General features: G+C 73.4%; 11 protein-coding genes. 10 read left to right on the plus strand and 1 reads right to left on the minus strand.

Annotated elements, in window-relative coordinates; all coding sequences use genetic code 11:
- Positions 1–119 precede the first annotated feature (119 nt).
- On the plus strand, positions 120–974 hold the full coding sequence (locus tag ACFPZN_RS06110; protein ID WP_378280803.1) for a DUF2637 domain-containing protein: 855 nt from the start codon (positions 120–122) through the stop codon (positions 972–974).
- 131 nt (positions 975–1105) lie between these two features.
- Entirely contained in the window at positions 1106–2245 is a 1140-nt protein-coding gene (locus ACFPZN_RS06115) for a hypothetical protein (RefSeq protein ID WP_378280804.1), read from the plus strand.
- Positions 2246–2253: 8 nt separating this feature from the next.
- Here ACFPZN_RS06115 and ACFPZN_RS06120 read toward each other — a convergent pair whose 3' ends face one another.
- Entirely contained in the window at positions 2254–3477 is a 1224-nt protein-coding gene (locus tag ACFPZN_RS06120; protein WP_378280805.1) for a PucR family transcriptional regulator, read from the minus strand.
- A 146-nt stretch (positions 3478–3623) separates the two neighbouring features.
- Between ACFPZN_RS06120 and ACFPZN_RS06125 the strand changes: the two genes are divergently transcribed.
- The 8 genes from ACFPZN_RS06125 (at position 3624) to fdh (ending at position 13389) form a co-directional block, all read left to right on the plus strand.
- Positions 3624–3971 carry a phage holin family protein gene (locus ACFPZN_RS06125; protein ID WP_378280806.1) on the plus strand — a complete coding sequence of 116 codons (348 nt, stop codon included), beginning with the start codon at positions 3624–3626 and terminating at the stop codon, positions 3969–3971.
- A gap of 71 nt (positions 3972–4042) precedes the next feature.
- Complete coding sequence (locus ACFPZN_RS06130; RefSeq protein ID WP_378280807.1) at positions 4043–4654, plus strand: 2Fe-2S iron-sulfur cluster-binding protein; 612 nt, start codon at positions 4043–4045, stop codon at positions 4652–4654.
- Positions 4651–5667 (plus strand): FAD binding domain-containing protein, encoded by a 1017-nt coding sequence (locus ACFPZN_RS06135; protein WP_378280808.1) that lies wholly within the window; start codon positions 4651–4653, stop codon positions 5665–5667. Before ACFPZN_RS06130 ends, ACFPZN_RS06135 begins: the two co-directional genes overlap by 4 nt.
- Positions 5664–7724, plus strand: a complete 2061-nt coding sequence (locus ACFPZN_RS06140) for a xanthine dehydrogenase family protein molybdopterin-binding subunit (RefSeq protein WP_378280809.1) — start codon at positions 5664–5666, stop codon at positions 7722–7724. Before ACFPZN_RS06135 ends, ACFPZN_RS06140 begins: the two co-directional genes overlap by 4 nt.
- 73 nt (positions 7725–7797) lie before the next feature.
- Complete coding sequence (locus ACFPZN_RS06145) at positions 7798–8697, plus strand: oxygenase MpaB family protein (RefSeq protein ID WP_378280810.1); 900 nt, start codon at positions 7798–7800, stop codon at positions 8695–8697.
- 12 nt (positions 8698–8709) lie between these two features.
- Positions 8710–9402 carry a TetR/AcrR family transcriptional regulator gene (locus tag ACFPZN_RS06150; RefSeq protein ID WP_378280811.1) on the plus strand — a complete coding sequence of 231 codons (693 nt, stop codon included), beginning with the start codon at positions 8710–8712 and terminating at the stop codon, positions 9400–9402.
- A 136-nt stretch (positions 9403–9538) separates the two neighbouring features.
- On the plus strand, positions 9539–10018 hold the full coding sequence (locus tag ACFPZN_RS06155; protein WP_378280812.1) for an SCP2 sterol-binding domain-containing protein: 480 nt from the start codon (positions 9539–9541) through the stop codon (positions 10016–10018).
- Positions 10019–10131: 113 nt separating this feature from the next.
- Positions 10132–13389: a formate dehydrogenase gene (fdh, locus tag ACFPZN_RS06160; RefSeq protein WP_378280813.1), complete on the plus strand. Its 3258-nt coding sequence runs from the start codon at positions 10132–10134 to the stop codon at positions 13387–13389.
- Positions 13390–13447 lie beyond the last annotated feature (58 nt).

A 13447-nucleotide genomic window follows, 5' to 3' on the forward strand; every position in this document is an offset into this window, starting at 1 on the left:
GGTGATGAGTTCATTACATTATGGAATTACTGACTGGTAGCGGCTTGATCAACATGTCGCATGGGGAGCGGCGCCCTACCGGACCGGTCCAGTGAACTCCAGAAAGGGATATCCCCGACATGAGTCCCGCTTCCACCCCCGTGAACGACATTCGCCGGGGGTACCCGGCGTTGTGGATGCTCGGCCTGATCGTCATGGCCGCGAGCGTCACCGCCTTCGCGGAGTCGTACAACGGCCTGCGCAAGTGGGCCGAGCAGCACCGGGTGACCGGGGTGTGGGCGGACATCTGGCCGCTCCAGGTGGACGCGTTCATCGCGGCCGGGGAGCTCACCCTGCTGCTGTCGGCGCTGTACCTGTGGCCGATCCGGGTCCGGGTGCTGGCCTGGACGGTCAGCCTGACCGGGCTCAGCGTCTCGGTGCTGTGCAACGCGGGCCATGTCGGCGAGCGCGCGAGCGTGGCCGACCACCTGACCGCCGCGCTGCCGCCGGTGGCGGCGATCGCCGGGCTGGTCATCTCGCTCAGCGTGATCAAGCAGGTCACCCTCATGAACCCGAACAGCACGCGCGGCCGGGAGCGGGCCGCCCAGGGGCGGCGCGGCAAGCGCGGGCGCGACGAGGCCGGCGCCGCCGAGCCGGCGGGGGCCGGGTCGGTGACCGTGGAGCAGGTGGCGGCGGAGCCGTCCGCGGTGGAGGCGCCCGCCGAGCCGCCCGCGGTGGAGCGCGCCGCGGAGGAGCGGCCGGTGGAGGCCCTGCCCGCCGGGTGGTGGTCGCGGCGCGGCGCCCAGCGTGGTGCCCGGCAGGGCGCGGAGCAGGGCGCGGAGCAGGGCGGGGAGCAGAGCGCGGAACCGGTCGCGGCGGCCGGCGGGGCCGGGGCGCCGCTGGAGCCCGCGCTGCCGAACGGCGCCGCGGTCGACCCCTCGCCCCAGCCCGACGCGCTCCGCAACCGCTACGACCGTCTCTTCGGCGGCTCCTGACGGCCGGGGGCGGGCCCCGCCCGGCGGCTGGCCGGGTGTGGTCGGCTCCCTCGTCCCACTAACCTCGCCAGCATATTCTGGCGAGGTTTGGTGTTCCGGGGGGCCTGCCGCAACGCACCGAGGAGCCGTCCGTGGCCGACCGACCGAGCACGCCCCGTTCCCCCCTCACCCGCAGGCGCGCGCTCGGCGTGGCGCTGGGCACCGGTGCCGCGCTGGCCGGCGCCGAGACCTTCGCCGGATCCGCCGCGGGCGCCGCACCCCCGCCCGGGACCTGGACGAACGTGCCCCTCCCCGACGGCACCACCCCGCACATGTGGGCCGTGTCCGCCCCGACCCGCCGTACCGCGTTCGCCATCGGCCAGCACTCCTGGGCGCCGGTCGACGTCACCGGCGTCCTGCACTGGGACGGCCGCGCTTGGCGCACCGAGCCCGTCCCGCCGATGCGGTGGAGCTGGTACATGGACCTGGCCGCGGCGCACCCGCGGGCGGCCTGGATCGTCGGGATGGGCCTGGCCGACCAGGTCCCCGCCTCGCTGTACTGGAACGGAGCGCGCTGGCGGACCGCGCCGCTCCCCGTCCAGGGGGCGACCCAGGGATGGCCGGGCGTCGCCGCCGAGCCCGGCGGTACGGCCTGGGCCTACGTGAACGGCCCGTACGCCGTGCCGGATGCGAACGCCCTGCTGCGCTTCGAGCGCGGTGCGTGGGCGCGCAAGCCCTCACCGATCGCGGACGGCGACATCTTCCTCGCGATCGCGGTCCGTTCGCCCCGGGACGTCTGGCTCGGCGCGGTGCCCACCAGCGGCGGCATCGCCTACACCATGCACTGGAACGGCCGGGCATGGCAGCGGTACGACATCCCCGGCTCCTTCTCCCTGGGGAAGATGAGCCTCCTCCCGATCTCGCGGTCGAGCGCTTGGGGCTACTACGCCGAACAGCTGTGGCACTGGGACGGCACCGCATGGTCGAGGGTCGGCCAGGTTCCCCGGTACGGGATGCTCCCCTTCCCGTACGCGGGATCGCTGGTGTCCGACGGGCAGGGCGGCGTCTGGCTGGGCCACCTGGCCGAGGCGACCTCCGGTCGCGCGGGCTACCTGCACTGGGACGGTGCCACGTGGACGACCTTCCTCGGCCCGGCCCGGACGTACCAGGGGCAGACGGTGCAGGCGCAGGTCACCGACATGGCCCCCATCCCCGGAACCAGGTCGATGTGGGCGGTCGGCTACGAGGGCACCGGCCTGCGCCCGTTCATCGAGCGTTTCGACCGGGCCTGAGCCGGCGGTCAGTCGCTGCCGGCCGCGCGGTGCGTGGCGAGCCAGGCGTGCAGGAGCATGTGGAACTCCAGCCGCTGCGCCGGGTCGTAGATGTCGTCGCCGAAGAAGGTCTCCAGCTGCCGCACCCGGTAGCGGATCGTCTGCGCGTGGACCTGGAGCCGGATGGACACCTGCGTGGCGTTGAACCCGCACTCCAGCGAGACCAGGAGCGTCTGGGCGAGCCGGTAGCGCTGCGCCGGGCGCAGCTTCATCAGCGGCGCCAGCCGCCGGGACGCGGCGCGATCCAGCAGCTCCCGGTCCTGCATCATCACCAGGATCGGGATGTGCCGTTCGGCCAGCACCAGCCCGTCGTGGGCGATGACGCCGGCCGCCGCCAGGTCGAGGGCCTGCCGGGCCCACCGCAGCGACTTGGCCAGCTCGGTCAGCGCGACCGTGGGGCCCAGCGCGCCCGCCCGGTCGCGCAGCCCGGAGCGCAGCAGCTGGTGACGTCCGGGCCCGGCCGGGTCCGGGACGACCAGGCAGGGCCGCTCCAGGTGCAGTCCCGGCAGGATCTCGTCGGGCAGCGAGGGCGGGTGCGCGTCGGGGTGCGGTTCCCCAAGGGCGACCGCGGCGACGGTGCGGGGCAGCTGCCACTCGGCGCGGCGGGCGGGTTCGCGGAGGTCGGCCAGCCGCGGCGCGGGTTCGGCGATCAGCAGTTCCAGCAGGGCGCGGCGGCGGTTCTGCCGCTCGCCGACCGCGCGCGCCGCCACCTCGGCGTGGCCCTCGGCGACCACCGCGGCCAGCCGGTCCAGGTAGGACAGCACCGCCTGCGCCACCTGGGCGATCATGCTGGCGGTGACGGGGTGGGCGGAGCGCTCGGACGCCTCGGTGAGCCGCCGCACCGCCACCCCGGCGCCGGTGCGCAGCGCGGCCTGCAGCGGGTCGAGGCTGCGGCCCTCCCGGGCCTCGCCGACCCCGATCTCCCGGAAGAACTCCATGATCTCGGCGGAGGAGGTCCCGGGCTCGGCGATCAGGTCGACGAAATGCCCGATCGACAGCTCGGTGGCGTGGGCCAGCACCTCGGAGTAGCGGGCGTCGTGCGGGCGGGCGTACTCGGGGATCCCGCGCTCGATCTCCGCGACCGCCTCCTTGACGATCTCCGGGACGTGCTTGCGCAGCGACCGGGCCAGGGCGGGCGTGGCGCCCTCGGGGAAGCGCGTCCGGATGTCCAGCAACTGGTCGGATACCTCCATGACCCCGCCTTCTCCGACAACATCCCTCGAATCACTTGTAACTCATCTCACACCTGATTATCGGTCACGCCACCGAAGTCGGTGGTTTGTGGTCCAAGGGTGGGCTTGGTGGTGTTCATCCGTTTCTCCGGGGTAAAGGGCGGGGCATGGCCGAGTCAGCCGAGGAAACGCTGGTCCTCGCCCGATCCGTGATGGACGCCGCCCAGCGAGAGATGTGGTCCAAGGCGCGGCAGCGCGTGCCCGCCGTCCGGTTCGGCGCGCTGGCGGGGACCCTGGGCGTCCTCGCGACGGCCGCCACGTACCGGTTCAACGTGCTGCTGCTGGAGCGCAAGCTGCCGCCCGAGGCCGCCGCGTTCGTCGCCGCCGCCGCGTACGCGGGCGGTGCCGGCTGCGCCGCGGTGGTGGCCGCGCGGCGCTGGCGCGGCCTGCCCGCCCCGCTGCCCACCGAGACCGCCCGCCAGGTCGCCGAGATCCTCGCCGACAGCACCGACTGACCCCGCCGACAGCACCGACTGACCCCGCCCGCGCCCGGGTTACCTGGTCGATCGCGGGTAGGGACGCGTCCATGGAGAGCCCTGAGCAGCCGGGCCCGCCCCGGCCGGTGGTCGCGCGCCCCGTGTCCGCCGAGATCACCTTGACCGTGAACGGCCGCGAGCACCGGATCGCCGTCGACACCCGCTCGTCCCTGCTGGACGTGCTGCGCGAACGGCTCGGCCTGACCGGCGCCAAGAAGGGATGCGACCACGGCCAGTGCGGCGCGTGCACCGTCCTGCTGGACGGGCGGCGCGTCAACGGCTGCCTGGCCCTGGCCGTGGCGCACGACGGCGCCGAGATCGTGACCGTCGAGGGCCTGGCCGCCGAGGGCGACCGGCTCGGGCCACTGCAGGAGGCGTTCGCGGAGTGCGACGCCTTCCAGTGCGGCTACTGCACGCCCGGCCAGCTGTGCTCGGCGACCGGGATGCTGGAGGAGATCGCCGAGGGCGCGCCCAGCGTGGTCACCGGGGATCTTTCGGCCGACGCGGAGCCGACCGACGCCGAGATCCGCGAGCGGATGAGCGGCAACCTGTGCCGCTGCGGCGCGTACGTCAACATCGTCGCGGCGATCCGGCAGGTGGCCGGGGCCCGCGGCGCCGCCAGAGCCGCCGGTGACCGGGAGGAAGCGGGGGTGCCGTCATGAGGCCGTTCGCGTACGAGCGGGCGGGCACCGCCGAGGACGCCGTGGCCCTGCACGGTGACGACGCCCTCTACCTGGGCGGCGGCACCAATCTGGTGGACCTGATGCGGCTGGGCGTGGCCGAGCCGGGCCGGCTGGTGGACGTGACGGGCCTGCCGTACGACCAGGTCCGGGAACGGCCGGCCGGTGACGGCGGGCTGCTCATCGGGGCCGCGGTCCGCAACGGCGACCTGGCGTCCCACCGCGCCGTCCGCGAGCGGTTCCCGATGCTCGCGCAGGCCGTGCTGGCCGGGGCGTCCGGGCAGATCCGCAACGCGGCCACGGTCGGCGGCAACCTGCTGCAGCGCACGCGGTGCTCCTACTTCCAGGACATCGCCAAGCCGTGCAACAAGCGCCGTCCGGGCACGGGCTGCCCGGCCCGGGAGGGCGAGCACCACAACCTGGCGATCCTGGGGCATTCGCCGGAGTGCGTGGCGACGCACCCCTCCGACATGGCGGTCGCGCTGGCCGCCCTGGACGCGCGGGTCCGCGTCAAGGACCGCGTGGGCGAACGGGAGCTTCCGCTGGTGGACGAGGGCGCCCGGTCGCTCTACCGGCTGCCCGGCTCCGAGCCGCAGCGGGACACGACGCTGGACCCCGGCGACCTGATCACCGAGGTGGAGGTGCCGCCGCTCGGCATGCCGTCGCGGTACCGCAAGGTCCGGGAGCGGGCGTCGTTCGCGTTCGCGCTGGTGTCGATCGCGGCGGCCGTGGACGTGGCGGCCGACGGCTCGGTCCGGGACTGCCGGATCGCGCTGGGCGGCGTCGCCCACAAGCCGTGGCGGGCGTGGCGGGCCGAGGAGCGGCTGCGCGGCGGGCCCGCGACCGAGGAGCGCTTCCTCCGCGCCGCCGAGGCCGAGCTGGAGGCCGCCGAGCCGCTGCGCGACAACGGCTACAAGGTGCTGCTGGCGCGCAACCTGATCGCACGGACGCTGGCCGAACTGGCCGAGCCGCAGGGGGAGGGGGAGGGCGCATGACGGCGCTGGACCGGATCGAGGCCCACGACAAGCTGACCGGCCGGGCCCGCTACGCGTTCGAGTACCCGGTGGAGGGCGTGGCCTACGCCTACGCCGTGCAGGCGAACGTCGGCAAGGGCCGGGTGAGGTCCGTGGCGGCGGGGGAGGCGCTGGGGCTGCCGGGGGTCCTGGCCGTGCTGTCGTGCGAGAACGCGCCCGCGCTCAAGCCGGTCGATGACGGCGAGCTGGCGCTGTTCCAGTCCCGCGCGGTGTCCTACCGCGGGCAGCTCGTCGCCGCCGTCGTGGCCGAGACCCTGGAGACGGCGCAGGAGGCCGCGCGCCTCCTGCGCGTCGAGTACGACCCCGAGCCGCACGACGTGCGGATCAGCACCGGCCATCCGACGCTCTACAAGCCGGACAAGGTGAACCCGGCGTTCCCGGCCGACACCGAGCAGGGCGATCCGCTGGGCGCGTTCTCGGCGTGCGCGGTGCAGGTGGACGCGACGTACACGACCCCGGCGCAGCACAACAACCCCATGGAGCCGCACACCTCGCTGGCCCTGTGGGGCGACGACGGCCGCCTGGTGGTCTACGACTCCAACCAGGGCGCCTCGATGGTGCGCGACACCCTCGCCCGGCTGTTCGACCTCGATTCCTCCCGGGTGCGCGTGGTGTCGCCGCACGTGGGCGGCGGTTTCGGGTCGAAGGGGACGCCGCGGCCGAACGTCGTCCTGGCCGCGATGGCGGCGCGGGTGACGGGCCGTCCGGTGAAGTACGCGGTCACGCGGCAGCAGATGTTCGCGACGACCGGCTACCGCACGCCGACGATCCAGCGGCTGCGGCTGGGGGCCGACGCGGAGGGCCGCCTGGGCGCGGTCCTGCACGAGGTGGTCGAGCAGACCTCGACCGTGCGGGAGTTCGCGGAGCAGACCGCGACGCCGACCCGGGTGATGTACGGGGCGCCGAACATGCTCACCTCGCACCGCCTCAACCGCCTGGACGTGCCGTCGCCGTCGTGGATGCGCGCCCCCGGGGAGACCCCCGGCATGTACGCGCTGGAATGCGCGATGGACGAGTTGGCGTACGCCACCGGAATCGACCCGATCGAGCTGCGGATCCGCAACGAGCCCGAGACCGAGCCGATCAGCGGCCTGCCGTTCAGCTCCCGCAACCTGGTGGCCTGCCTGCGGGAGGGCGCCGCCCGCTTCGGCTGGGCGGACCGCGTGCCGATGCCGCACGCGCCCACGGAACGGCGGGGGCCGCGGGGCCGCAAGCTGGTCGGCATGGGCGTGGCCGCGTCCACCTATCCCGGCTACCGCAGCCCCAACCGGGCCTCGGCGAGGCGCGACCCGGACGGCCGCTTCACGGTGCGGATCGCCGCCGCCGACATCGGCACCGGCGCCCGCACCACGCTGACGATCATCGCCGCGGAGGCGCTGGGCGTGGAGCCGTCCCGGGTCACCGTGGAGATCGGGGACAGCGACCTGCCCAGGGCGACGGTCGCGGGCGGGTCGGGCGGCACCGCCGGGTGGGGGACGGCGGTCGTCCGGGCGTGCGAGGCGGTGCTGACGGCGCCCGAGGGAGTCGAGGTGTCGGTGGACACGGCCGAGGAGGTGCGGGCGCAGGAGAAGTACGCCCGGCACGCGTTCGGCGCGCAGTTCGCCGAGGTCGAGGTGGACGCCGACACGGCCGAGATCCGGGTGCGGCGCATGCTGGGCGTCTTCGCGGCGGGCCGGATCATCAACCCGAAGACGGCGCGCTCGCAGTTCATCGGCGGGATGACGATGGGGCTCGGCATGGCGTTGATGGAGGAGAGCGTCATGGACGGCGAGTTCGGCGACTTCGTCAACCGCGACCTCGCCCAGTACCACGTGGCCGCGTGCGCGGACGTGCTCGACATCGAGGCGGCGTGGATCGAGGAGGACGATCCGCACCTCAATCCGATGGGGTCCAAGGGCATCGGGGAGATCGGCATCGTGGGCGCGGCGGCGGCCGTCGCCAACGCCGTCCACCACGCCACCGGCGTCCGGGTGCGGGATCTGCCCATCACCCCGGCAAGGCTGCTGCCCGCGCTCTGACCCTGGACGCGTACGTCCCGCCATGAGATGGTGATACGAAATTCGTGTAAACGTCTCACGGTGGTGATCCGGAATGACCGACCTCGACGTGCGCGACCTCCCGGCGGACGGCCCCGCGGACGGCCCGCGCCGCGCCGCCGGGAGCATCCCCGGCCCCGGCTCCCTCACCTGGCGGTACGCGGGCGACTGGCGCGGCGGGCTCACCGCCCGCGCCACGCTGCTCCTCCAGGTGGCCCATCCCGTGGTGGGCGCGGGCGTCGCCGACCACTCCGGCTTCCTGGAGGACCGCTGGGGGCGCCTGATCCGCACCATGGAGTCCACCTTCGACTTCCTCGGCTACCGGGGCGACGAGCGCGGCCGCGGCGAGGCCGCCCGGCTCCGCGAGATCCACAAGGACATCAAGGGCGTCGACGCGCAGGGCCGCCGCTACCACGCCCTCAACCCCGAGGCGTACCTGTGGGTCCACGCCACCCTCTTCCACGGCATGGTGCAGACCCAGGAGCTGTTCGGGCGGCGGCCCCTCACGCCCGACCGCGAGCGGGCGCTGTTCGCCGAGTGGCGGGAGCTCGCCCTGGCCCTCGGCATCACCGAGCGCCACCTCCCCGCCGGCCCGGACGCCTTCCGCGAGTACTTCGACGCGATGGTGGAGGAGCGGCTGGAGTACAACGACACCGTCCGGCTGCTCATCGACCTCGACCGCAAGCCGCTGCCGCCCCCGCCGCGCTGGCCGCTTCCGGTCTTCGCCTGGTCGGGGATCGCGGTGCCGCCGACCGTGCTGCTCCGCAGGGTCGGCGTGGGTGCGCTGCCGCCCGTCCTGCGGGAACGGTTCCAGCTGCGCTGGACGGCCGCAGACGACCTGCGCTTCCGCGCGTTCGCCCGGTCGATGCGGGCGGCCGACACCGTGATGATCGACGGCCTCCGCCAGTCGCCGATCGCGTCCCGTGCGACGCGCAGGGCCCGGCGCGGCCGCTAGGGTCGGGACGTCATGACCCGAGAACCCGACGCCCCGGACCAGGACCCGGGCCAGGCCCCGGACGAGGGGGAGCGGCCCGTCGAGGTCCTGCTGCGCGGGCTGCTGGCCGGCCCGCCCGGTCAGGACGGCCCCGAGGAGTCCGGGCCGCAGGCCGACCGGATCCTGGACGCGGCGCTGGAGCTGTTCGCGACCTTCGGGCTGCGCCGGACCACCATGGACGACGTCGCCCGCGCCTCCGGCCTCGGCCGCGCCACCATCTACCGGCGCTTCCCCGGCAAGAACGACCTGGTCACCGGGGTGCTGCTGCGCGAGGCCCGGCGCTTCTTCGGCGAGCTCGACCGCTCGGTGGCGGCGTTCACGACGCTGGAGGAGCGCCTGGTCGAGGGGTTCGTGACCACGCTGCGGATCAGCCGCGAGCAGCGGCTGGTGAACCGGCTCATGGTGCTGGAGCCCGAGCTGCTGCTCCCGCACGCGACGGACCGGGCCGGGCCGCTGCTGGCCGCCGCCCGCGGCTACCTGTCCCGGCGCCTGCGCGCCGCGCAGCGCCAGGGCGACGCGGGGCGGCACTTCGACCCCGAGGTGGTCGCCGAGATCCTGGTCCGGCTGACGCACTCCCTGCTGCTCACCCCGGCCGGGCACATTCCGCTGGACGACGAGGGCGCCCGCGCGTTCGCCCGCCGCTACCTGACCCCGATGATCACCTAGCGGGCGGTTCTGTGGGCGACTGCTAAAGCAGCGCCGGACTTCTTGATTCCCGCCCGTTACGGCCGCCCGGTGTCGTGGGCGACAGTCGATCAGGTCTTTCCGTTTCCTGTTCGCCTGCGACACCGAGGGACAGCCAGTGAACGAGACCGCCCTGCCCGACCTCGACGACGCCGAGGCCGTCCGGAGGTTCATCGACCGCATCGACGGCCCCGAGCGGCTGCGGGCGCTGCTGGACGCGCCCGGCATGGACGACGACGCCCGGATCGAGGAGGTCGTGGCCGCCGCCGGGGCGCCGGAGATCCTCGACCGGGTCTTCCAGATCATGGGCGAGCGGTTCGTCCCCGAGCGGGCGGGGGACGCCGCGGGCGCCGTCCAGTGGGGCGTGCGGACCCCGACCGGCGTCTACACCTACCACGTGGTGATCTCCGGCGGGCGGGCGCGGGGCGAGCGCGGCGCGCTGTCGGGCGCCGCGCTCTCCCTCAAGATCGCCGCGCCGGACCTGCTGCGGGTGTGCGCCGGGCGGCTGAACGCCGTCACCGCCTTCACCAGCGGGAAGATCAAGCTTGAGGGCGACATGATGTTCGGCGCGAAGATGTCGGCCTGGTTCGACTACTGACCCGCCCTCTTCCTCCCTGTTTATCCCCCTTCGTCCCGCCGCGCATGTTTGAAGCCCGCGCGGCGGGTAGTGGCCCGATCACCGTCCGGATCGGGTCCTGTGGGGAGGCTGCTGTGGGTGTGCGGACGTGGATCGAAGGCTGGCCCGTCTACCGGCAGCTGACCGGCGCCGACCGGCTGGGCCGCGGGGCCGCCGCCGAGTCGGCGCGGACGGCGGGCCTGGAGCCCAGGACCGCCACGGCCGACCGCGTGGTCAAGTCGGTCTGCCCGTACTGCGCCGTGGGCTGCGGCCAGCAGGTGTACGTCAAGGACGAGAAGGTCGTCCAGATCGAGGGCGACCCCGACTCGCCCATCAGCAGGGGACGGCTGTGCCCCAAGGGATCGGCGAGCCTCCAGTTGACCACCGGCTCCTCCCGCGAGCATGAGGTCCTCTACAGGCGCCCCTACGCGAAGGACTGGGAGCGCCTGGACCTCGGCACCGCCATGGAGATGGTCGCCGACCGCGTTCTGGAGACCCGTGCGCGGACCTGGGAATGGGAGGTCGAGGACAACCGCGTCAGGCGGACCCTGGGCATCGCCAGCCTCGGCGGGGCGACCCTGGACAACGAGGAGAACTACCTCATCAAGAAGCTCCTCACCGCGCTGGGCGTGGTGCAGGTGGAGAACCAGGCGCGGGTCTGCCACAGCTCCACGGTCGCCGGTCTGGGGACGTCGTTCGGACGCGGCGGGGCGACGACGTTCATGCAGGACCTCCAGCACTCGGACTGCATCGTCATCCAGGGGTCGAACTACGCCGAGGCGCATCCGGTGGGGTTCCAGTGGGTGATGGAGGCGAAGGCCAGGGGCGCCACGATCATCCACGTCGATCCCCGGTTCACCCGGACGAGCGCGGTCAGCGACATCTACGTGCCGCTGCGGGCGGGCTCGGACATCGCCTTCCTGGGCGGCATCGTCAACCACGTGCTGAGCACGGAGTCGTACTTCCGCGAGTACGTGCTCGCCTACACCAACGCCTCGACGATCCTGCGGGAGGACTTCCGCGACACCGAGGACCTGGACGGCCTCTTCTCCGGCCTGAACGCGGAGACGCGGCACTACGACTTCGACACCTGGCGGTACGAGGGCCTGGACGTGGTGGCCGCCGCCGGGGAACGCGACGACGATTACGAGCGCCGCATCGGATGGGGCCCCGCCATACGCGAGGCCGGACGCGGCGAGAGCCATGGCGCCGGAGGCGCCGCGCTGGGCAAGGGCAAGCCGCGCACGGACGAGACCCTCACCCACCCCCGGTGCGTGTTCCAGGTGCTGAAGCGGCACTACTCCCGCTACACGCCGGAGATGGTCGAGCGCGTGTGCGGCGTCCCGCCCGAGCTGTTCGCCAAGGTGTGCGACGCGCTGGTCCGCAACTCGGGGCGCGACCGTACGAGCTCCTTCGCCTACGCGGTGGGCTGGACGCAGCACACCATGGGCTCGCAGTACATCCGCACGGCCAGCATCCTGCAGCTGCTGCTCGGCAACATCGGCCGCCCCGGCGGGGGCATCCAGGCGCTGCGGGGGCACGCGAGCATCCAGGGGTCCAGCGACATCCCCACCCTGTTCGACCTGCTCCCCGGCTACATCCCCATGCCGCACGCCCACCACCACGAGACCCTGGACGACTTCGTCAGGGCGGACTCGGCGCGCAAGGGCTACTGGGGCAACATGCGCGCGTACACGGTCAGCCTCCTGAAGGCCTGGTGGGGCGAGAACGCCACCGTGGACAACGACTACTGCTTCGGCTACCTGCCGCGCCTGACCGGCACCCACAGCACCTACGAAACGGCCCTCGCCATGATGGAGGGCGCGTGCAAGGGCTACTTCCTCATGGGGGAGAACCCGGCCGTGGGCTCGGCCAACGCCAAGGTGCAGCGGCTCGGCATGGCCAACCTGGAGTGGCTGGTGGTGCGGGACTTCTCCCTGATCGAGAGCGCCACCTGGTGGAAGGACGGCCCGGAGGTGGAGACCGGGGAACTCCGCACCGAGGACAACGCGACCGAGGTCTTCTTCTTCCCGGCCGCCGCGCACACCGAGAAGGAGGGCACCTTCACCAACACCAACCGGACGCTCCAGTGGCACCACACCGCCGTGCAGCCGGACGGCGACGCCCGCAGCGACCTGTGGTTCATGTACCACCTGGGCCGCATCATCCGGGAGAAGCTCGACGGGTCCACGCAGGAGCGCGACCGGCCGGTGCTGGACCTCACCTGGGACTACCCGGTGGAGGGGCCGCACGACGAGCCGTCCGCGTCCGCGGTCCTCGCCGAGATCAACGGGTACGACGCCGACGGCGCGCACCTGTCGACCTACAGGCAGCTGAAGGACGACGGGTCCACCTCCTGCGGCTGCTGGATCTACTGCGGCGTGTACGCCGACGGGGTGAACCAGGCCGCGCGCCGCAGGCCGGGCCAGGAACAGGACTGGATCGCCGCCGAGTGGGCCTGGACGTGGCCGGCCAACCGGCACATCATCTACAACCGCGCCTCCGCCGACCCCGACGGCGTGCCGTGGAGCGAACGCAAGGCGCTCGTCTGGTGGGACGCGGAGCAGCGCCGGTGGACCGGGCACGACGTGCCCGACTTCCCGCTCGACAAGGAGCCCTCGTTCCGTCCCGACGAGGACGCCGTGGGCCCGGCCGCGCTGGCCGGCGACGACCCGTTCATCCTGCAGGCCGACGGCAAGGGGTGGCTGTTCGCCCCCGCCGGGCTCGTGGACGGCCCGCTCCCGACGCACTACGAGCCGCAGGACTCGCCGTTCGACAACCCGCTGTACGGGCAGCAGCGCAACCCCGTCCGGCAGCTCCTCCCCGACCCGCACAACCGGCTCCACCCGAGCGGTTCCGAGCCCGGCGCGGAGGTGTTCCCCTACGTCGTCACGACCTACCGGCTCACCGAGCACTTCACCGCGGGCGGGATGAGCCGCTGGACGCCCTACCTGGCCGAGCTGCAGCCGGAGTTCTTCTGCGAGGTGTCGCCGGAGCTGGCGGCCGAGCGGGACCTGACGCACGGGGGCTGGGCGACGATCGTGACCGCCCGCAACGCCATCGAGGCGCGGGTGCTGGTGACGGACAGGATCGCGCCGCTGCGGGTGCAGGGCCGTACCGTCCACCAGATCGGGCTGCCCTTCCACTGGGGGCCCAACGGCTACAGCAAGGGCGACGCCGCCAACGAGCTGGCCTCGATCGCGCTCGACCCGAACGTGCACATCCAGGAGGTCAAGGCGCTGTCGGCCGACATCCGTCCCGGGCGCCGTCCCCGGGGGCCGGCGCTACCGGAACTGGTGCTCGACTACCAGCGCAGGGCGGGGATCACCGCGGACACGGGCATGGGGGTGTGACGATGGGCAGGTTGGCGGGGCCGCTGGCCGATGTCGCGGGCGAGGCGGGTCACCGGGA

The sequence above is a fragment of the Actinomadura rugatobispora genome (assembly GCF_042656285.1).
In the GTDB taxonomy this organism is placed as follows: Bacteria; Actinomycetota; Actinomycetes; order Streptosporangiales; family Streptosporangiaceae; genus Spirillospora; species Spirillospora rugatobispora.

Coding starts and splice junctions, on each gene's coding strand:
- ACFPZN_RS06110 (WP_378280803.1), top strand. CDS start 120: ATGAGTCCCGCTTCCACCCCCGTGAACGACATTCGCCGGGGGTACCCG.
- ACFPZN_RS06120 (WP_378280805.1), bottom strand. CDS start 3,477: ATGGAGGTATCCGACCAGTTGCTGGACATCCGGACGCGCTTCCCCGAG.
- ACFPZN_RS06125 (WP_378280806.1), top strand. CDS start 3,624: ATGGCCGAGTCAGCCGAGGAAACGCTGGTCCTCGCCCGATCCGTGATG.
- ACFPZN_RS06130 (WP_378280807.1), top strand. CDS start 4,043: ATGGAGAGCCCTGAGCAGCCGGGCCCGCCCCGGCCGGTGGTCGCGCGC.
- ACFPZN_RS06135 (WP_378280808.1), top strand. CDS start 4,651: ATGAGGCCGTTCGCGTACGAGCGGGCGGGCACCGCCGAGGACGCCGTG.
- ACFPZN_RS06140 (WP_378280809.1), top strand. CDS start 5,664: ATGACGGCGCTGGACCGGATCGAGGCCCACGACAAGCTGACCGGCCGG.
- ACFPZN_RS06145 (WP_378280810.1), top strand. CDS start 7,798: ATGACCGACCTCGACGTGCGCGACCTCCCGGCGGACGGCCCCGCGGAC.
- ACFPZN_RS06150 (WP_378280811.1), top strand. CDS start 8,710: ATGACCCGAGAACCCGACGCCCCGGACCAGGACCCGGGCCAGGCCCCG.